Source organism: Nonomuraea sp. NPDC049625 (assembly GCF_040675285.1).
In the GTDB taxonomy this organism is placed as follows: Bacteria; Actinomycetota; Actinomycetes; order Streptosporangiales; family Streptosporangiaceae; genus Nonomuraea; species Nonomuraea angiospora_A.
Genome location: NZ_JBFAOQ010000001.1, coordinates 837214 through 856275, shown reverse-complemented (window position 1 = coordinate 856275; position 19062 = coordinate 837214). Strand labels below are relative to the sequence as shown.

The following is a 19062-nucleotide window of genomic DNA, read 5'->3' as shown; positions in this document are numbered from 1 at the left end:
TGGCGTCGAAGGTGCGAGAACCGGTTACATACTCAGCGCCCCGCCCCCCGGACTTCAAGTCGCGCGTGTGATGTACGTAACATGATCGTTACTGGAAAGTAGCATCCGGCGAGACGTCTTCACAGCCACATCCGAGTAACAAATCGGAACATGTTCTACGAAGGACCGTCGGCGCACCGAACATACCCTGTCCGACGACCGCTCTCTTGACGCCCCCGGCGATTGCCTGTACCCAGGCATCGAAACGCGTTCTATTCTGGGTGTCTTCTCGACGGGACGGAGTCGTGGGCATGCGTGCCGATCTGGCCAGGTCCATCCGGCTGTTCCGCGCGTTCAGGACAGAGCAGGCCAAGCCGGACGCGTACTACACCACCCTCGCCACCGACACCGCCGCCCAGCTCTCGGACCGCGTGTCCCTGGCCGGCGCCACCGTGCTCGACGTGGGCGGCGGCCCCGGATACTTCGCCGACGCCTTCAGGCGGGCCGGCGCCCGGTGCGTGTGCGTGGACGTCGACGCGGGAGAGCTGACCGGCCAGGGCGCACCGGGCTCCGGCGTGCTGGGCAGCGCCCTGGAGCTGCCGCTCGCCGACGGGTCGGTCGACGTGTGCTTCTCGTCCAACGTGCTGGAGCACGTTCCGGACCCGTGGCGGATGGCGGCCGAGATGGCCCGGGTCACCCGCGAGGGCGGGGTGATCTTCCTCGCGTACACGAACTGGCTCTCCCCATGGGGCGGGCACGAGACCTCGCCCTGGCACTATCTGGGCGGCGAGCACGCCGCCCGCCGGTACGCGCGGGTGCACGGCAGGCAGCCCAAGAACCGCTACGGGCGCTCGCTCTTCCCCGTCTCCGTCGCGCACGGCCTGCGCTGGGCGCGGTCCGCGCGGGACGTCGAGCTGGTCGACGCCTTCCCGCGCTACCTGCCGTGGTGGTGCCGTCCGCTGGTCAAGGTCCCCGTCGTCCGGGAGTTCGTCACGTGGAACCTCGTCCTGGTGCTCAGGAAACTCGGGTGACGGCCGCCGCAGAGGGCCCCGCCACCGGGCGGGACGCCGCGCTCGACGGCATCCGGGCCCTGGCCGCGCTCGGCGTCTGGGTCCTGCACGTGGGCGGCAACACCGGGATGATCTACCAGGAGGGCATGTTCGCCTGGATGACGTCCCGGCTCGGCATCGCCGTGCCGATCTTCTTCCTGCTGTCCGGGCTGCTGCTCTACCGGCCGTGGGCCCGTGCCGTGCTGGAGGACGCGCCGTCGCCGCGGGTGGGCCGCTACCTGTGGCGGCGGGCGATGCGCGTGCTGCCCGCCTACTGGCTGGTCACCGCGGTGGCGCTCTGGGCCTGGGGGCAGCTCGACTGGACGGGCTGGCTCAAGTGGCTGTTCCTGCTGCAGAACTACTTCGAGCAGGGGCGGGCGCCCGACGGGCTCTACCAGATGTGGACGATGCCCATCGAGATGGCCTTCTACCTGGTCCTGCCGGTGCTCGCCTGGCTCCTGCACCGGTGGGCGCGCGGCGGCAACCGGCCTCTCCGGCTGCTCGGCGGCATCGCGGTGCTCCCGGTGATCTCGCTGGCCGGCGTGGTCGTCTCGCACGTGCTCGACCAGCCGGAGCTGGCGCTGTGGCTGCCGAACCACCTGATCTTCTTCGCCGCCGGCATGGCGATGGCCGTGCTGTCGGTGTGGATCAAGCGGCGCGAGGTGGTGGACGCGCTGGCGCCGCAGCTCCTGGTGCTGGCGCTGCTGGCGTTCGCGGTGCTGAGCACGGAGCTGGCCGGGCCGCGCACCCTCACGCTGCCCAGCCTGTCGCAGTCGCTGTGGCGGATGGTCCTGGAGACGGCGGTGGCGGTGCTGCTGGTGGCCCCGTTCGCGCTGGCCTCCCGGCGCGACACGCTGCCGCACCGGGTGCTGGGCAACCCGGTGACCGCCTATCTGGGGCGCATCTCGTTCAGCTTCTTCCTGTGGCACGCGCCGGTGATCACGCTCTTCTACAAGCTCACCGGCCGCCCGGTGTTCAGCGGCGACTTCGTGGGCGTGGCGGTGCCCACGCTCGTCGGCTCGCTGCTGGTGAGCGCCGTGAGCTACCACCTCGTCGAGGAGAACGCGCTGCGGCTCAGCCGCCGGTGGCGCTCAGCACCTCCTGCTCGGCCGGAACCTCAGGCTCCGGTGTCGGCTCCGGCGCCGTGACGAGCTGGCCGAACAGCGACCCCACCGCCGCGCACGACAGGAGCTGCGGCACCTGGTCGAGCAGCGGATCGACGTCGACGCCCCGGTTGCGCAGGAACACCCCGGCGGCCAGCGCCACCGTCGCCGCGCCGAACAGGCCCGCCGTCGCCCAGTGCGTGTGCGGCCGGCGTACCCGCAGCCAGAGGGTGGCCACGACGGCGGCGAGCGCCACGAGCATGCCGGGCCAGTTCGCCACCCAGCCGCCGAACGCCAGGCCCAGCACCACGACGTAGGGCACGCGCCAGCGCGGCAGCCGCGACTCCGCCGCGGCGGCGGTCTCCTTGACGTGCTCGGGGCGGGGTCCGTGCATCACCAGGGAGAGGAGCGCGAGCAGCGCGATCCCGGCCAGGCCCAGCCCGAGCGCGAGCCGGTAGGGCTGGTCGGGCTCGTACGTCAGCCGCACCGTACCCGCGGTGCCCGCGGGGAGCTGCCAGCCCTGCTTCCACCCGTCGATCCGGATCGGGCGCAGCTGCCGGCCGTCCAGTTCGGCCCGCCAGCCGGCGTTGAAGTTCTCGTTGACCACGAGGAAGGAGTCCTCCGGCGCGCTCACCCGTACCTCGCGCTCGACGGAGGACCAGGCGCCGCGGGCGGCGGAGCTCTCCACGGCCTTGCGCCGGGGCGGGAACGCGCCGATCGCGAGGTTCTCCACCGCGAACGGCTCCCAGCCGGCCGCCCGCACCCGGTTGTCCCCCGCCCGCAGCGTGACCTGGCCGCACGCGGTGATCTGCACGGGCCGCCCCTCCAGCAGGTCGGCATAGACGCCGGTGACCTTGGTCTTCACGGCCGCGCCGTTCACCTGGAGGGTCGGGCCCAGCCCGCAGGCCAGCCGGAACTGCGGCCCGGCCGGCCGGCTCGCCGGGCTGACGCCGGGGATCACCAGCTCGGTGACCTGGAGCCGGCGCGAGGCCGGGTAGAAGCGCAGCTTCAGCCGCGTCGTGGTGAGCGGCTTGAACCGCAGCGTCCCGCCGGCGTCCACCCGGCCGCCGCGGACCTCGCCCCTGGCACCGGTCACGACCACGTCGAGCGCCTGCCGGTCGCCGCCGGGGCGGGCGACCTGGATCTGCGAGACGGTCCGCCGGCCCTTCCAGCCCAGCGTGAGCGTCGGCTCGGCGTCCTCCGGCGAGGGCACCCACGTGGTGGCGGAGTCGGCGTCGAACGCCGACCTCGGCGCGACCACCGCGTCCTTGCTCATCGCCGACGAACCGGTCACCGTGGTCAGGTCGCCGCTCAGCCGGGTGAACCGGTCGACGAGCGCGACGTCCCGCAGCACCGCCGAGCCCCGCAGGGTGGTCTTCCGGCCGGAGTCCGAGGTGAACGTCCGGTCGAACCCGGCACCCTCCTCCCCCGACCTGACCAGCAGCGGGTTGCACACCCAGCGGGCCCAGTTGCGCATGCAGCGCGGCCGCTCGTCCAGCCCGCGGTCCATGACGAAGACGTCCCCGTCCCGGCCCGGCATCCTGACGGTGCGGCCGGGCAGGACCCCGGGGATCGCGACCTCGGTGATGCCGACCCGCTGCACGAAGCTCCACTCCGCGTTGTACGTGCCCAGCACCCTGATCCGCACCCAGCCCGTCGGCCCGGCGGGGACGCGGAGCGTTTGAGCGTCGTTGGTCCTGGCCACGTCCTGCACCAGCCGGCCGCTTTCGGTCTCCACGGCCACCTTCCTGACCGACTGGCTGATCAGCAGGTTGTTGGTGAAGGTCACCCGCAGCCGGGGGATCTCCCGGGGCTGGCGAAGGTCGATCCGGAGCCATTCGTTCTCCGGCCGCTTCCAGCCGCCGCTCTCCCAGCCGGTGTCCAGGTCGCCGTCCAGCGCGGCCCAGGGGCCGCGGCCGGGGGTGCTGAGGCCGGGCACGGCGTCGGCGTCGGCGACCGAGGAGGAGGCCGTGACGTCGGCGATGCCGTCGTACTCGGCGGTGGCCGTCTCCTCCAGCCAGCCGTCCTCCAGCAGGTCGAGCTCCTTGACGCCGGTGAAGTCGTCGCGCCGGTCCGCGGTCAGGGTGGGCGACCAGTTGGACCTGATCTCGCCGAACTGCCGCTCGCGCAGCCGCAGCCCGTCGCTGACCACGGTGGGCAGGCCGGAGTCGGCCCCGTCACCGTTCACCAGCGCCGGGCCCTCGCCGAGCAGGCCGAGGTCGCCCATCGTCAGCAGCGAGTCCGGGCCGCCGCGCACCTCCAGCGCGTCCGCGGCGGGCTCCACGCTGACCATGTCGGTGCTCTCCGACACCTTGTACAGCTCCAGAGCCGGGAAGGGCCAGTCCACCGACTCGATGGCGTCGTCGGTGCCGGTGTCGCCCACCTCGCCGCCGAACGAGGTGACCTTGGTGATGCCGGGCGACTCGCGCAGCGCCTCGTAGACGCGTGACGGCCAGGCTCCCTGCAGGTTGGCCCGCATCAGGTCGTTCCTGACGAGCAGGTAGTGCACGCCCATCCTGCGCAGTACCTCGGTCAGCCCCGCCGAGCCGTGGCCCGCGGTGAGCCGCTGGTCGATGGCGTCGAGCAGCCTGGTCATGCCCACGGAGCCGGCCGCCGTGACCTGCCGGGCGGTCCAGCGGACGGCGGACAGCGGCTGCAGGGGGTCGTCCATGGGCCGGCCCCACAGGTACTCGCCGAACTTGGAGCCGGGCACGACGAGCACCCCGTCGTCACCGGCGTTCTGGTTGAGCCACGTCGCGGCCTGCCGCCAGTAGAGCGGCACCTCCTTGAACTCGCCGGGCGGGGCCAGGCCCTGGTTGAAGACCGGCAGCACCAGCGCGGCGAGGGTCGCCACGGCCACCGACCGGATCGGCAGCCGCGCCCGGGCCGTCACGTGGGCCAGCAGGTGGGCCAGGCCGAGCGCCAGCGGCAGCCGGACGAGGGGGTCGAACTTGCGCAGGTTGCGCAGCGGCGCGAGCGGCCCGTCGAGCAGCCAGCGCACGGGCTCGGCGACGACCGGCTCCAGCGCGCTCATGTGCCCGGCGACCAGCGCCGCCGTGCCGATCAGGAAGAGGGTGACGACGAACCCCTTGGCGGGCAGGTCGCGCCGGGCCAGCCCGGCCAGGCCGAGCGCGGCGAGCAGGCCGGTGACCAGGACCATGGCGGCCGCGGTGGCGATCTCGTACCCGGGCGGCTGCGTGGCGACGCCGTTGACGGTCAGGTAGCGCACCCAGTCGGAGGCGCCGCGCAGCACGTTCGTCAGCGAGGTGACCTGCGTGGTGGTGGAGGCGGTCTCGGTGTACGGCAGGAAGGAGAACGCGTAGCGGCCCACCAGGAGCAGCGGCAGCCACCAGAACAGCGTGGCCACCGACACGGTGCCGGTCCACCAGGCGAGCAGCCGCCAGCGGGGCACCGGGCGCGGCCGGGTGAGGATGTAGACGACGGGGGCGACCAGCACGGCCAGCACCGCCACCGCGTTCACGCCGCCGCACAGCGCCACGGCCAGCCCGGACCTGATCGCGCCGCGGGCGCGCTGGCCCGTCTCCGCGGCGGTGAGCAGCGGGATCAGGATCCACGGCAGCATCGCCGCGGGCAGCCACTCGATCGAGATCTCGCCGAGGATCGACAGGGTGCGCGGTGCCAGCGCGTACGCCAGCGCGGCGGCGATCGCGGTGCCGGGCCCGCCGATGCCGAGCTGCCTGACCAGCCGCTCCACGCCCAGGAACGCCAGGCAGAGCAGCGCCGTCAGCCAGAGCCGCTGGGTCACCCAGGCGTCCAGCCCGGCCAGCTCGCCGAGCGCGAAGAACGGCCCCATCGGGAACACGTAGCCGGCGGCCTGGTTCTGGAGCTGCCCGAAGTGCTGGAGGTCCCACAGGTGGGCGACGCGCTCCAGCCAGCCGATCGGGTTGAGCGCGAGGTCGAGCTTGGTGTCGGAGATGATGCTGCCGGGCTTGGTGGTGAACGACAGCACGGCGAAGCCGAGGCAGCAGATCGCCAGCCAGAGCCGATGCCTGGCCCGCTCGGTCACCGTTCCTCCCACTCAAGGACGACAGGGGTGGCGGGATCGCCGGGGGGACGGCGGACGAGGGCGGAGAGCCGCTCGGCGCTGCGGTCCCAGGAGAACTGAGCCGCCCATTCCCGACATTTCGCGCTATAGGTGTCGGGGGTCACCGTGAGCTCGTCGAGGGCCGCGGTGATGCCCTTGGCCAGGTCCCCGCCCTCGGGCAGCAGCCAGCCGGTCTCGCCGGGCCGCACCGCGTCCCGCAGCCCGTCCACGTCGTACGCCACCGTCGGCACCCCCAACGCGGCCGCCTCCAGCACGCACAGCCCCCATCCCTCGCCTTGAGAGGTGTTGACCTGCAGCCAGGCCGCGGACACCAGCCGCTCCTTCTCCTCCTCGGTCAGATAGCCGTGCAGGACGACGCCCTCGGGCGCCGCGGCGCGCAGCCGCGCCTCCTCCGGCCCTCTGCCGACGACGTCCACGACCAGGTCCGGCCAGCGCTTCCTGAGCTCGGGCACGGCCTCCAGCAGCAGCTCCACCCGCTTGTGCGCGACGAGCCTGCCGACGCACACGAGCCGCGGCCGCCGGCTCCGCGCGGCGCTCGCGCGCGGCGCGCTCAGCCGGCCGGGCACCCCGTTCGGGACCAGGTGGATGGGCCCGCGCCAGCCGAGCCGCTCCCGCATGGCGCGCACGGTCGACGGCGAGACGGCCACGCACTCGCGCCCCCGGTACGCCCACCGCGACACCGGCCCCTCCAGGAACCGGCCGAGCGCGGCCAGCCACCACGGCAGGTGCACGTCGAACTGCCGGTCGTGCACGTGGTGCACCACGCACAACACCCTGGTACGCCGCCCCACGACCAGCGGCGTGAAGAACGGGATGCCGTTCTGGCAGTCGAGGACCACGTCGAAGCGGTTGCGCCGGACCGACATCCAGAGCAGCACCAGGGGGTAGACCGTGAACGGCCCGCCCATGCGGACCAGCCGCACCCCTTCGACGGTCTCCTCGCGGGCCTGCCCGGGGGCGCGGGCCGTGACGAACCACACCCGGTCCCCGTCGGCCGCGAAGCGCCGGGCCAGCTCCCAGGCGTAGACCTCGGCGCCCCCCGCGGCCGGATGCCACGGGTCGCGCCAGTTGACGATGGCGATGTTCACGGATATCCGAGGGAGTCCAGCGGTTGCTTCACCCTGAGCGCGCCGCGCGACTCCGCGCGCAGCCGCGCCCAGATCCGGCAGAGCTCCAGCACTATGCCCAGGCTGTGCCGGGCCGGGGAGAACCGCGAGCCCGGCATGTCATGCCACGTCACCGGGATCTCCAGGACCGAGGCGCCGTCCGCGACGCAGCGCGCGAGCAGCTCGACGTCGAAGGCGAAGCCGTCGGTCCGCAGCCGGGCCGCCATCTCGCGGGCGAGCAGCCCGTCGAAGAACTTGAACCCGCACTGCGTGTCGCTCACCCCGGGCACCAGCACTCTGGCCAGCGCTCGGAATCCGAACGCGCCCAGCTCGCGGATCGGGCTGTGCCGGTGCTCCACCTCGGCCAGGGGATGCGCGCGCGAGCCGATGACGATGCGCTCGCCGGAGAGCAGCAGCCCGAAGGCGCGCTCGACGGCCCGCAGGTCGGTGGCCATGTCGGCGTCACAGAAACCGACGAAGGGCGCGGTGGTCTCCAGCAGCCCGGCGCGCACCGCCGCGCCCTTGCCGGGCGTGGGGCACTGCGCGAGGCGTACGGGGACCGGCTCCTGCGGCCACGTACTGACGATCTCCGCGGTGCGGTCGGTGCTGGCGTTGTCCACGACGATGACGGCTGTCGGGAACGGAAGGCGGGCAAGCTTCGCGCACAGCTGCAGGAGCCCCCCAGGAAGTCGCCGTTCCTCGTTGTACGCGGGAACGATGATCTCAAGCAGTGTCGGTCGGCTCGTCCTCTCGTTCCCTTGACGGGAGGGCGGCATGGCCCGTGTTACCGGTCGCCGTAGTTGTAGAGCGGCCGGTTGACCGGTGTCGCCGTGGCACCGGTGAGTGACACGGTCGTGACGGTCGCCACCAGTGCGGCCAGGGCGACGCCAATGATCGCTGCTAAGAGGATCTTTATCACCGGGAATTCCTCCTTTGAGGCGGCAATGACCCGGGCGCACCCAACTTAGAACCAATTCTCCTTACTCGCTAGTAGCTAGACTGAATTTTCACAAAGTCGCCGATCAAGTAGGGTGATCGTTCCCGGTAGGCGCTTGAATTCTGTACAACCGCAGCTCAGGCCGATCGATGACCAGGGTGGCCCCCTCGGTCCACAGGGCGAACCTGGCACGCTCCTCGGCCGTCCCCGCGTCCACCACGACGTACCGGAAGCCCGCTGCGGCCAGGTCTGGCGAAGATCCATCTAGTACGCGTTCCACCTCGCGCACCCGGCGGTCCTCGGCCGCGACGACCATGCTGCCCACCCGCACCGAGTCGTCGGCCACCACGTCGCGCCCCGGCGCGGCGAAGAAGCGCTGGGCCGGGTCGAGCACCGCCCGCCTGCCGTTCCAGGGGAACCGGCGATAAGACTCGAACGGTAGCACCAGGACGTCCCCCGGCGCCCCGTCCGCCAGGATCGCCGCCCTGGCCTCGTACCAGCCGCGCGGATACTCCACCGCCTCCAGCCGGCCGAACGCCCCCCAGGCCAGCGTCGGCAGCACCGCCACCGGCGCCAGCACCAGGAGCGACACCCCGTACGGCACCAGGCGCCCGCCCTCGGCGGCGGCCCGCGCGGCGAGCAGGCCGAGCCCCACGGCGGCCAGCAGCGCGAGCGGCGCCAGGAACTGCTGCGCGTCACGCAGCACCCCGAACCCGCCCCACAGCTCCACCAGCCACCTGAGCGCCGCCCGGCCGGCGGCGGTGACGCCGAGGCAGGCGATCGCGAACCCGGCGGCCGACGCCACGGCGAGCCCCGCCCGGCCGGGCAGGTCCCGGGCGCGCGCCACAGCCGCGATCCCGGCGAGCACCAGCACGAGCCTGGCCAGGGCGGCGACCGGTGCGTCGTACCCGGCGGGCACCGCGCCGGCGTTCCAGATCCCGCCGAGCGACAGCAGGCTCACCACCGCGCCGAAGGGGCCGTCCGCCCGCGCGGCGAACGCGTCCACGCCCACGCCGTCCCCGTTCAGCGCCTCCGGCCGGGCCAGCGCGGGCACCAGCCAGGGCAGGCTGAACGCCAGGACGAGACTCGCCGCCAGCACGGTGTCCGCCACCCGGCGTCCTCGGCGGCTGTGCTCGACGGTCGCGCTCCGGGCGTACCAGGCCGAGGGGATGACGGTGATCGCGGTGACGGCCATCGCGGCGAACCCGCCCACCGCGGCCGGCAGCATCGCCACGGCCATGCGGCGGCGCTCGCACGCCGCCCGCACCACCCACGGCAGCCCGGCGTACCCCAGGAGCAGCGCCCACTGCCCCATCAGCAGCCGCTCGGCGACGTACGGGTTCCAGACGTAGAACGCCCCCGCGACCAGCCGGGGCCCCAGCACGGCCGACGGGACCAGCAGCCCCGCCCCCGCGCAGCCCAGCGCGAACACCCCCAGCAGGACCGCCTTCTGCACCAGCTCCGCGGGAACCACCGAGGCCACCGCGGTCACGACGGCGTCGCTCGGCACGACCCGCGGCGCCCCGCCGGCCAGCCCGAAGGTGAAGCGCGAGAAACGCGGCTCCGGCACGAACACCATGTCCTGGACGAGGACGAACCCCCACCCCAGCCCGGGCCCCAGCGCGAGAGCACCCAGGACGAGTCCGAGCAGCGCGCAGGCTGCTCCGGCCCTCCTGGTCTGCGGCATCCCGCTATGACATCACAACCCAGCCACAGACATTCCCGGCATGTCCCCCGATTGTTAGTCTTTCCGCAGATCCAGGTGCTCTCTCGGTGACACGACGCCGCGCAGGGGAGCAGCGCGGGACCGATCCACGCGAGCGACGGGGCCAGAGGGACCGGTGACGACGAGCGAGACGACGGCCGAGAGCCGCCCGCGGACGCGTGGCGCCGAAGGTCGCCCGTGGACGCGCGGCGACGCCGTGCTGGCCGCCGGGCTGGTCATGGTGGCCGTCCAGCTGGTCTGGAAGTTCGACCTGGTACGGCGCTCCTACTTCAGGCAGGACGACTTCACCTTCATCGCCCGCGGCCTGGAGCACGGCCTGACCTGGGACTACCTCATGCGGGTGGACTACGGCCACCTCGTGCCCGGGCCGTTCGCGATCCAGTGGGCGCTGGGCCGGCTGGGGGTCTACAACGACGTGCTGGCCCACGCCGTGGCGATGACGTTGCTCGGCGCCGCGGGGCTGGCGCTGCTGCGGCTGCTGCGGCTGCTGTTCGGGCCGCGCCCGGCCATCCTGGTGCCGCTCGCGTTCTACCTGCTGACCCCGATGACGATCTCGTCGCTGTCGTGGTGGGCGGTGCTGATCGAGACGCTGCCGTTCCAGATCGCGCTGCCGATGGCGCTGAGCTCGCACATCCACTATGCGCGGACCGGCCGCTTCGGGCACGCGCTGGCCGCCGCGGCGTGGACGGCGGCCGGCATGGCCTTCTTCGTGAAGGCGCCGTTCATCCTGGTGCTCGCGCTCGCGCTGAGCGTGGGGTGGCTGCGCCGGCCCCGGCAGTGGCCGGCCTGGGTGCTGTACGCCGGGGTGGTCGCGGTCTACGCGGTGATCTTCTTCCGGCAGCTCTTCACCTCCGTGCAGCTCACGGACGACACCGTGCAGCCGAGCCTGCCGAGCCTGTCGGTCGCGGCCAGGTTCGCCTGGACGCTGCTGTGGGGCTCGCTGGTGCCCGGCACGTTCGGCGGGCCGTGGAAGTGGCTGCCCATCGGGGACGACTACGCCATCGCCGCCACGCCGCCCGCTCTCGCCTGGGCCGCGCTCGGGCTGGCCGTCGTGGCCGTGGCGGTGTCGATCCGCTACCGCAGGCGCGCCTGGCTGGCCTGGCTGGTCCTGCTCGGCTACGTGCTGCTCGCCGACGTGGTGCCGGTGCTGATCGGACGCATCGAGCAGCTCGGCCCCGACCTGGGCGGCTACGAGCTGCGCTACGTCTCCTCCACGTCCATGGTGCTGGCCCTGGTGATCGGCCTGGCGTTCATCCCGCTGCGGGACGAGGAGCGACCCTGGCTCCGCCCCGCGCCCCGGCTGAGGCTGGTGTGGGTGCCGCTGGCCGCCGCCGTCGCGGCGGGCTCGATCTGGTCGGTGACGGCCTACGGGCACCTGCCCCTCGGGCAGCACGTCAAGAGCTACGTGGAGACGGCACGGGTGGCGCTCAAGCGCACGCCGCCCGGCGCCGTCATCGTGGACGCGTACGTGCCGCCGAAGGTGGTCGTGGCCACGTTCTTCTACCGGTACGCGCTGACGTCCAAGGTGCTCGGCCCCATCGCCGCGCACCCGGTCACCTGGACCGGCCGGCTGAACGGGCCGGTCAGCGGCCCGCTCATGTTCGACGACCAGGGCCGCCTGCGCCCGGTGTCCATCGAGGGCGCCGTCGTCCCCGGGCGGTCCCCCTGCACGCGGGTGGGCCCCGCGGGGGTCCGCTTCCGCCTTCCCCTGTCCCTGCCCAAGGGCACGTGGACGGCCCAGATCGGCTACCTGAACCCGGTGGAGACCACGCTGTCCGTGCGGCTCGGCGGGGCCGAGACGCGGGTGCCCGCGGGCAAGGACCTGGGCTCGACGTACGCGGCCGTCGAGGGCGGCGGGACCGACCTGGTCCTGCGCACCCTGGACGGCCGGTCCGCCTGCGTCGGCGAGATCAGGGTCGGCATCCCCAGACCGGCCGTGAACGCCACCGCCGTCCCCCCGCAGCCCGTGGGGGGGATGACGCTCACTTGCCGGGCTCGGGGTCCCTGGGCAGGCCCAGCATGCGCTCGCCGATGATGTTGAGCTGCACCTCCGTGGTGCCGCCGTAGATGGTCATCGCCCTGGTGGCGAGCACCGCGCGGTTCCAGTAGCCCGCGTCGCCGAGCTTCATGTCGGCCCCCACGACCGCCGCCGCACCCAGCAGGTCCACCGCCGTCTCGGAGACGTGCTGGGCGTGGGAGGTGGACAGCAGCTTGCGTACGGACGCGTCCGCGCCCGGCTCGGCCCCGGCGAGCTGCTTGAGCGTGACCCGCAGCGACAGCGCGTTGATCGAGTGGCCCTCGCAGACCACCGCGGCCACCTGCTGCGCCTCGGCCGGCGTCAGCTCGCGGCCGAGGCGGCCGATCAGGCCCAGCAGGTCGGGTACGGACGCGCCGGTGCCGCCGGAGCCGGACGACAGCGAGACGCGCTCGTTCGAGAGCGTGTTGCGGGCGACCTTCCAGCCGTCGCCGACCTCGCCCACGACCAGGTCGTCGGGGACGAAGACGTCGTCGAGGAAGACCTCGTTGAACAGGTTCTCGCCGGTCATCTCGGTCAGCGGCCGGACCGTGACGCCCGGGGCCTTCATGTCCACCAGGAAGTACGTGATGCCCTGGTGCTTGGAGCCCTCGCTGGAGTTGCGGGCGATGCAGATGCCCCACTCGGCCACGTGGGCGACGGAGGTCCAGATCTTCTGCCCGGTCAGCTTCCAGCCGCCCTCGACCTGCTCCGCCTTCATCTGCAGCGAGGCCAGGTCGGACCCGGCGCCGGGCTCGGAGAACAGCTGGCACCAGATCGTCTCGCCGCTGAGCGTCCTGGGCAGGAAGCGCTCCTGCTGCTCCCGGGTCCCGTACGCGGCGACGGACGGCACCACCCACGCGCCGATGATCATCGCGGGCAGCTTGACCTTGGCGGCCTTGAGCTCCTGGGCGATCAGCACCTGCTCCAGCGGCTTGGCGTCGCGGCCCCACGGCCGGGCCAGGTGCGGCATGACGAAGCCGCGGTCGGCCAGGGCCCGCTTCTGCTCCTTGCCCTCCAACTGGGCGATCTCCGCGATCTCGGCCCGGATCGACTCGCGCAGCTCCTCGGCGTCCTCGGGCAGGTCGATCTGCATCTCGCGGGCGACGCCCTCCAGGGCCAGCCCGGTCACCTTGGCCGCCCACTCCGACGAGGAGCCGAGCAGGGCGCGCAGGGTGAGCGCGCGGCGGTAGTAGAGGTGGGCGTCGTGCTCGAAGGTGTAGCCGATGCCGCCGAAGGTCTGGATGGCGTCCTTGGCGCACTGGACGGCGGCGTCGGGGGCCATCACGCCCGCGATGGCGGCGGCGTACTCCAGCTCCTTGCCGTCAGCCCTGGTGGCGTCCCAAACGGTCGCGCGGGCCTGCTCCAGCGCTACCAGCATGCGGGAGAGCTTGTGCTTGATGCCCTGGAACTGGCCGATCGGGCGGCCGAACTGCACGCGCACCTTGGCGTATTCGGCGGCGGCGGTGACGCACCACGAGGCCAGGCCCGCGGCCTCGGCGCCGAGCAGGATCGCGGCGAGGTTCAGCACGTCGGGGCGCTGGACGCCGCCCAGGATGCCCTCGGCGGGCACCACCAGCTCCGACAGCTCCACCTTGGCCACCGGCCTGGTCAGGTCCAGCGACTTGACCTCGGTGACGGTGACGGCGGAGGCGTCGACGAGGATCCACTCCTCGCCGTCGTCCGTGGCGACCGGCAGCACGAGCGCGTCGGCCAGCGAGCCGCCGAGCACGGGGTCGGCCGTGCCGGAGACGACCAGGGAGCCGTCCTCGGTGCGGGTGCCGGTCAGCGAGCCGGTCAGGGCGACGGCGCCGGTGAGGGTGCCGTCGGCGAACGACTCGAGGTGCTCGGGGCGCTTGGAGGCGTTGATCACGGCACTGGCCAGCACGGTCGGCAGGTAGGGACCCGGGGCCATGCGCTCGGCCAGCGCCTCGACGGCCACGGCCGTCTCCAGCAGCCCGTAGCCGGAGCCGCCGTACTCCTCGGGCACGTGCAGGCCGAGCAGCCCCTGCTCGGCGAGGCCCGCCCAGAACGGCGGACGCCCCTCCGTCCCGGCGCGCAGCAGCTCGGACGGGATGTTCCGCTCGGCCCAGCCGCTCACCGACTCACGGAGCGCCTCGTGCTCCTCGCTCAACCCGATCGCCATGCTCATCCTCCATGCCAGGTCCGACCCATACCTAGAACCATATTCTAGAGGATGCTTCTGGCCTAGAGCGGTCGAACCCGTTGGACGAGGGTGTTGATGTCCGCCCAGCGCTTCTTGTTCGGCTCGGGGATGGAGGCCAGGAGCATCGCGGGCTTGGTCTTGCCCACCTCGACGATCGTCACCATGGCCTGGGCGACCTGCTGCTTGCCGTTGAAGGTGTAGGTGACCTGGTAGCCGAGCGTCCAGCCCTTGCCGACCGGGACCTTCTGGGAGGCGGTCCAGGCGAGCGTGGCGCCCGCTGGGTACTGCGTGCGGAGCGACCAGCGGGCGGCCTGGGTGGCCAGCTCGCGGTAGTCGGCGTCCTTGGAGGGCTTCGTCGTGGGCGAGTCGCCCGGGAACATGGCCGAGGCGACCACCGTGTGCGGGACGGCCACCTTGCCGATGCGCTGCGCGATGGAGAACGGCGGGAACGACTTGGCCTTCCACGGTGTGGCCAGCCTGGGGTAGCTGATCCCGGCGTTCTTGTCGCTGATGATGCCGGTGACCACGGCCGCGGTGCCCGCCAGGGTCGGGTACGCCTTGCTCTTCGGCACCGGCGGCAGCACGATCGGGCTCTCGGTGGGGGTCGGGGCGGCCGACGCCGAAGGGGCGCCGGAGCTCGGCACAGGGGCGACGGAGGCCACCTGCTCGGCCGACTTGTTGGTGGGCACGTCACCGGAGAAGACCACGAAGATCAGGAACACGGCGAGGACGGTGACAAGGATCGCACCGAGGAGATAGACGACCTTGATCGGAATGTCGCCGATGCCGCGCCTCGGCGGCTTGGGGATGGGCAGGGGCGGGGACGGGGGCGGATACAGCGGCTGCTGCTGCATCGGGGGCTGCGGCAGCGGGCCGGGGAGCGGGCCGGGACCGCCTCGCTGGGCAGGAGGCTGCGGGAGAGGCGCCTGCTGGGGAGGGGTCTGCTGCACCGGCGGGCCGCCCGCCGGGGGCCTGAGAGGGACGGACGGACCCGCCGCCGGCGGGCGGGGGATCTGGACCGTCTCCTCGGCAGGCAGGACGACCTTGCGGAACGGAGTGGTGGGTGAATCGTATGAAGGTCTCTTGTCGCCGACGTCCGCCATGGCCATGAGGTTACGTCACAAGAGAGCTGGATAATTCCTCCAATACCCCTGCAGAATCTAATTCTGTAAGGTCTGCGAACATGAGGGGTTTTTACGAGATCGCAGCCCATGACCCTGAACGTCCCGCGCTCCTCGGTGACACCGGCGCCACCTACGGTGAACTTCTCGCCCGGGTGAACCAGGTCTCCAACGGCCTGACGGCACGTGGAGTCGCCCCCGGCGACCGCGTCGTCACCGTGCTGAAGAACGGGCTCGACGCCCTCACCATGATGCTCGCGACGTACCAGACCGGTGCCTACCTCGTGCCCGTCAACTGGCATTTCACCGCCGAGGAGATCGACTACATCGTGGCCGACTGCGGGGCCGGGCTGGTGGTCTCGCCGGACGCCCGCTCGGTCGCCGAGCTCGCCGACGGCCAGCCCGCCACCGCGCCACCGCACCGGCGGGCCGGGTCCATGATGCTCTACACTTCCGGGACGACGGGACGACCCAAAGGGGTACGTCGGCGGCTGCTGGACCTGACGCCGGAGGAGCTGTACCCGATCCTCGTCCGCAAGAGCTGGCGCCACTTCGGGCTGCCGTTCGGCGGGGTGCACCTGGTGTGCTCGCAGCTCTACCACTCGGCGCCGTACGGGCAGGCCATGATGGCGCTGCAGTTCGGGCACGCGATCGTGGCGCCGGAGCGGTTCGAGGCCGTCGAGGCGCTGCGGCTGATCGAGCGGCATCGGGTGACGAACGCGTTCATGGTGCCCACGATGTTCCATCGGCTGCTGGGGGTGCCGGATCGGGAGTCGTACGACCTGTCGTCCCTCACCCACCTCTACCACGGGGCGGCCCCGTGCCCGCCGGCCACCAAGCAGGCGATGATCGACTGGCTCGGGCCCGTGCTGTGGGAGTACTACGGGTCCACCGAGGCGGCCGTGGCGACCATGGTGTCCTCGCAGGAGTGGCTGGCCAGGCCGGGCACGGTCGGCAGGGCGCTGGACGGGATGTCGTTCACGATCGTCGGGGAGGACGGCCAGGAGGTGGGGCCGGGCTCGCCGGGGCTGGTCTACATCGGCGGGATCAACCGGTTCGAATACCACCGCGACCCGGACAAGACGGCGGCGGCGATGCGCGGCCAGGCGTACACGCCCGGGGACATCGGCTACCTCGACGACGACGGCTATCTGTTCCTGCTGGACCGGCGGACCGACCTGATCATCTCCGGCGGGGTCAACATCTACCCGGCCGAGATCGAGGCGGCGCTGCTCGAACACCCCGCCGTGGCGGACGTGGCCGTGATCGGCGTACCGGACCCGGAGTGGGGACACCAGGTGGTCGCGCTCGTGCAGCCGGCGGCCGGCGCGGTGGCCGGGGACGAGCTCACGGCGGAGCTGCTGCGGCACTGCGCGCCCCGGCTGGCCAGGCTCAAGCATCCCCGGCTGATCGAGTACCGGGAGTCGCTGCCGCGCACGCCGACCGGCAAGCTGAGCAGGCACAACGTGCGGGAAGCGTATCTTTCGGGCTGAGCTGGGAACAGTCCTCCCATGAGGAGGATCGCCGCGGGACTGGCCACCGCTTTCGTGCTGCTGCTCGCGGGCTGCGCTCCTCCCCCCACGTCCAGCGCGACGCCGTCGACCGCGACCCCGCACAGCTCGCCGACGGCCTCTCCCTCGCCACCGTCGCTGCACTCGCTGGAGTCGGCGTACGAGGACGTCATCGCCGACGTCCTGCCGTCCATCGTCCAGATCACCACCAAGGTCGGGCTCGGGTCCGGCATCGTGCTCGACACCGCGGGACACATCATCACCAACGCTCACGTCGTCGGCCAGGCCGGCAAGATGGAGGTCACGATCGCCACCGGCGGCCCGCCGCGCTCGGCCAGACTGGTCAGGTCCTTCAACGCGGGGGACCTGGCGGTGATCAAGGTGGACAACCCGAACGGGCTGCGGCCCGCGCGGTTCGGGGACTCGTCCAAGCTGCGGGTCGGGCAGATCGTGCTCGCCATGGGCAACCCGCTGGGCCTGTCGGGCAGCGTGACGAACGGGATCGTCTCGGCTCTCGGCCGTACCGTCTCCGAGCCTCAGGAGGCGGGCTCCCCCGGGGCCACGATCGCCGGCGCCATCCAGACCTCGGCCGCCATCAACCCGGGCAACAGCGGCGGAGCACTTGTGGACCTGTCGGGCAACGTGATCGGCATCCCCACGCTCGCGGCCACCGACCCCGAACTGGGCGGGGGCGCCGCGCCGGGCATCGGGTTCGCGATCCCGAGCAACACCGCCAGGGACATCGCCACCCAGATCGTCAGGTACGGCAAGGTCACCAACAGCCACCGGGCCGCGCTCGGCATCCAGGGCAGCACGGTGATCAGCACGGACGGGCAGGAGATCGGCGTGGGCGTCATCCGGGTCGAACCGGGCAGCGGGGCGGACAAGGCGGGGATCGCGGCCGGTGACGTGATCGTCTCGATCAACGGCAGGAACACGCCGACGATGGCGTCCCTCGCGGAGGCCCTCGCCACCCTCAGGCCCGGCGACCAGGCCAAGGTCGGGGTGCAACACTCCGACGGCACCACGAGCACGGTCACCGTCACCCTGGGCCAACTCCGAACCGACTGACACCCCACCCACGGCACGCGTGCGGGGAGCGCCGCCACCCCTCCCGAAGGACCCCGGCCGAAGTACGGCGCGTCAAAGGGGCCCGCAGGGTCACTGCTTGGCGGTGAAGACGATCTCGACCCGCCGATTCTGCGCCCGGTTCTTCTCGACCGGCTTCCCGCCCACCACGTTGGGCCGCCGCGGCCGGCTCTCGCCGTACCCCCGCGCCTCCAGACTCGCCCCCGCCCCCGTGAGCAGCCCGCGCATGGCCGTCTCCACGGCCTGCGCCCGCCGCCGCGACAGCGCGAGGTTGTACGAGTCGCTCCCCTGATCGTCCGTGTGCCCCTCGATCCTGACCGCCCCGCCCGCCCCGTCGGCGTTCACCTTCGCGGCCACCTCCCGCAGCCGCTGCCTCGCGTTCGCGGTCAGCTGCCACTTGTCCAGCGCGAACAGCACGTCGCTGGTGAGCGAGACCGTCACCTGGCGCCCCTGCTTGGTCTCGGTCTCGGTGCCGTCCAGCGACTCGACCTCGCCGATGATGTCCTCGACGGGCAGCACCAGGTCCTCCACCGCCCCCACGGCGTCGGACGGCGCGCCGGGCGCCGGGGTGGGCGACAGGACGAGGGCCAGGGCGACGCTAAGAGATCGGAACATCGGTGAGCACGCCGATCATGGGCATCTCAATGTTGATCTTCGTGACGTCCGCCGGAGGCGCCGCGAAGACCGCGTACAGCGTGGACGTCTGCCCCTTCTCCAGGAACTGGCCCTGGGTGCCGGAGCAGACGCACTTCGCGTCCTGGCCGGTGCCGTTGCGGGCCACGCGGTAGCGCTTGGCGTTCACCGGGTCGATGAGGGAGACGGCCGACACCGTGAAGTCGAGCGTGGCCGTACCAAGACCGTTGTGGACGTTGACCTTGCCGTCGAGCGCGGTGATCGACCAGTTGAGGCTGAGCGTCCTGCCCTGGCGCTTGAGCCCGAGGATGTCGGCGCGGGCCTTGCCGTGCTGCCCGCCGGCGGACACGTCGGCCTCGCGGCTGGCGATCGCCCTGGTCTCCTGCGCAGGCGCCTCTGTCGCCTCGGCCGTGGCCGGGGGTTCGGTGGTGGTTTCCGCGACGGTCTGGGGCTGCTTCTCCTCGCCGCCACCGCCGGCCTGCCGCCCCGGGAGCGCACCGCAACCGGCCAGCGCGACGGCCGCGACAGCCAGCGCGATCGTCTTTCGCATTCTGAGATCAC

14 protein-coding genes are annotated in these 19062 nt (G+C 72.3%); 5 read left to right on the top strand and 9 right to left on the bottom strand.

Annotation, left to right across the window (positions count from 1 at the left end):
• Nucleotides 1-290: 290 nt before the first annotated feature.
• Complete coding sequence (locus tag AB0J87_RS04145; RefSeq protein ID WP_363962547.1) at nucleotides 291-1010, top strand: class I SAM-dependent methyltransferase; 720 nt, start codon at nucleotides 291-293, stop codon at nucleotides 1008-1010.
• Nucleotides 1007-2176 (top strand): acyltransferase, encoded by a 1170-nt coding sequence (locus tag AB0J87_RS04140; RefSeq protein ID WP_363962546.1) that lies wholly within the window; start codon nucleotides 1007-1009, stop codon nucleotides 2174-2176. The genes AB0J87_RS04145 and AB0J87_RS04140 overlap by 4 nt, the downstream gene beginning before the upstream one ends.
• Here AB0J87_RS04140 and AB0J87_RS04135 read toward each other — a convergent pair.
• The 5 genes from AB0J87_RS04135 to AB0J87_RS04115 all read right to left on the bottom strand — a co-directional run bounded on the left by AB0J87_RS04135 (nucleotide 2103) and on the right by AB0J87_RS04115 (nucleotide 9927).
• Nucleotides 2103-6158, bottom strand: coding sequence for an alpha-(1->3)-arabinofuranosyltransferase family protein (locus tag AB0J87_RS04135; RefSeq protein ID WP_363962545.1), 4056 nt, complete (start codon nucleotides 6156-6158; stop codon nucleotides 2103-2105). The two genes, AB0J87_RS04140 and AB0J87_RS04135, sit on opposite strands and share 74 nt — an antisense overlap.
• Nucleotides 6155-7285 (bottom strand): glycosyltransferase family 4 protein, encoded by a 1131-nt coding sequence (locus AB0J87_RS04130; RefSeq protein WP_363962544.1) that lies wholly within the window; start codon nucleotides 7283-7285, stop codon nucleotides 6155-6157. The genes AB0J87_RS04135 and AB0J87_RS04130 overlap by 4 nt, the downstream gene beginning before the upstream one ends.
• Nucleotides 7282-8079, bottom strand: coding sequence for a glycosyltransferase (locus AB0J87_RS04125; protein ID WP_363962543.1), 798 nt, complete (start codon nucleotides 8077-8079; stop codon nucleotides 7282-7284). The genes AB0J87_RS04130 and AB0J87_RS04125 overlap by 4 nt, the downstream gene beginning before the upstream one ends.
• An 8-nt stretch (nucleotides 8080-8087) precedes the next feature.
• Nucleotides 8088-8222 (bottom strand): hypothetical protein, encoded by a 135-nt coding sequence (locus AB0J87_RS04120; RefSeq protein ID WP_318787313.1) that lies wholly within the window; start codon nucleotides 8220-8222, stop codon nucleotides 8088-8090.
• Between the two features lie 103 nt (nucleotides 8223-8325).
• On the bottom strand, nucleotides 8326-9927 hold the full coding sequence (locus AB0J87_RS04115) for a hypothetical protein (protein WP_363962542.1): 1602 nt from the start codon (nucleotides 9925-9927) through the stop codon (nucleotides 8326-8328).
• A 154-nt stretch (nucleotides 9928-10081) separates the two neighbouring features.
• On the opposite strand from AB0J87_RS04115, the gene AB0J87_RS04110 reads away from it, so the two are divergent.
• On the top strand, nucleotides 10082-12001 hold the full coding sequence (locus tag AB0J87_RS04110) for a hypothetical protein (RefSeq protein ID WP_363962541.1): 1920 nt from the start codon (nucleotides 10082-10084) through the stop codon (nucleotides 11999-12001).
• Here the strand turns inward: AB0J87_RS04110 and AB0J87_RS04105 are convergent.
• Together AB0J87_RS04105 and AB0J87_RS04100 are read right to left on the bottom strand one after the other, a co-directional pair.
• The gene (locus AB0J87_RS04105; RefSeq protein ID WP_363962540.1) at nucleotides 11949-14126 is read right to left on the bottom strand and encodes an acyl-CoA dehydrogenase; all 2178 of its coding nucleotides are present in this window, start codon (nucleotides 14124-14126) and stop codon (nucleotides 11949-11951) included. The two genes, AB0J87_RS04110 and AB0J87_RS04105, sit on opposite strands and share 53 nt — an antisense overlap.
• Nucleotides 14127-14188: 62 nt before the next feature.
• A complete protein-coding gene (locus tag AB0J87_RS04100) occupies nucleotides 14189-15250 on the bottom strand; it encodes a hypothetical protein (protein ID WP_363962539.1) in 1062 nt (353 codons plus the stop codon).
• 80 nt (nucleotides 15251-15330) lie between these two features.
• Here AB0J87_RS04100 and AB0J87_RS04095 point away from each other — a divergent pair, with 80 nt between their 5' ends.
• A complete protein-coding gene (locus tag AB0J87_RS04095; RefSeq protein WP_363962538.1) occupies nucleotides 15331-16761 on the top strand; it encodes an AMP-binding protein in 1431 nt (476 codons plus the stop codon).
• Nucleotides 16762-16779: 18 nt separating this feature from the next.
• Complete coding sequence (locus AB0J87_RS04090) at nucleotides 16780-17850, top strand: trypsin-like peptidase domain-containing protein (protein ID WP_363962537.1); 1071 nt, start codon at nucleotides 16780-16782, stop codon at nucleotides 17848-17850.
• A 90-nt stretch (nucleotides 17851-17940) separates the two neighbouring features.
• Here AB0J87_RS04090 and AB0J87_RS04085 read toward each other — a convergent pair whose 3' ends face one another.
• Together AB0J87_RS04085 and AB0J87_RS04080 are read right to left on the bottom strand one after the other, a co-directional pair.
• A complete protein-coding gene (locus AB0J87_RS04085) occupies nucleotides 17941-18483 on the bottom strand; it encodes an OmpA family protein (RefSeq protein WP_363962536.1) in 543 nt (180 codons plus the stop codon).
• Nucleotides 18467-19051, bottom strand: a complete 585-nt coding sequence (locus AB0J87_RS04080) for a hypothetical protein (protein ID WP_363962535.1) — start codon at nucleotides 19049-19051, stop codon at nucleotides 18467-18469. The genes AB0J87_RS04085 and AB0J87_RS04080 overlap by 17 nt, the downstream gene beginning before the upstream one ends.
• Nucleotides 19052-19062: the final 11 nt, after the last annotated feature.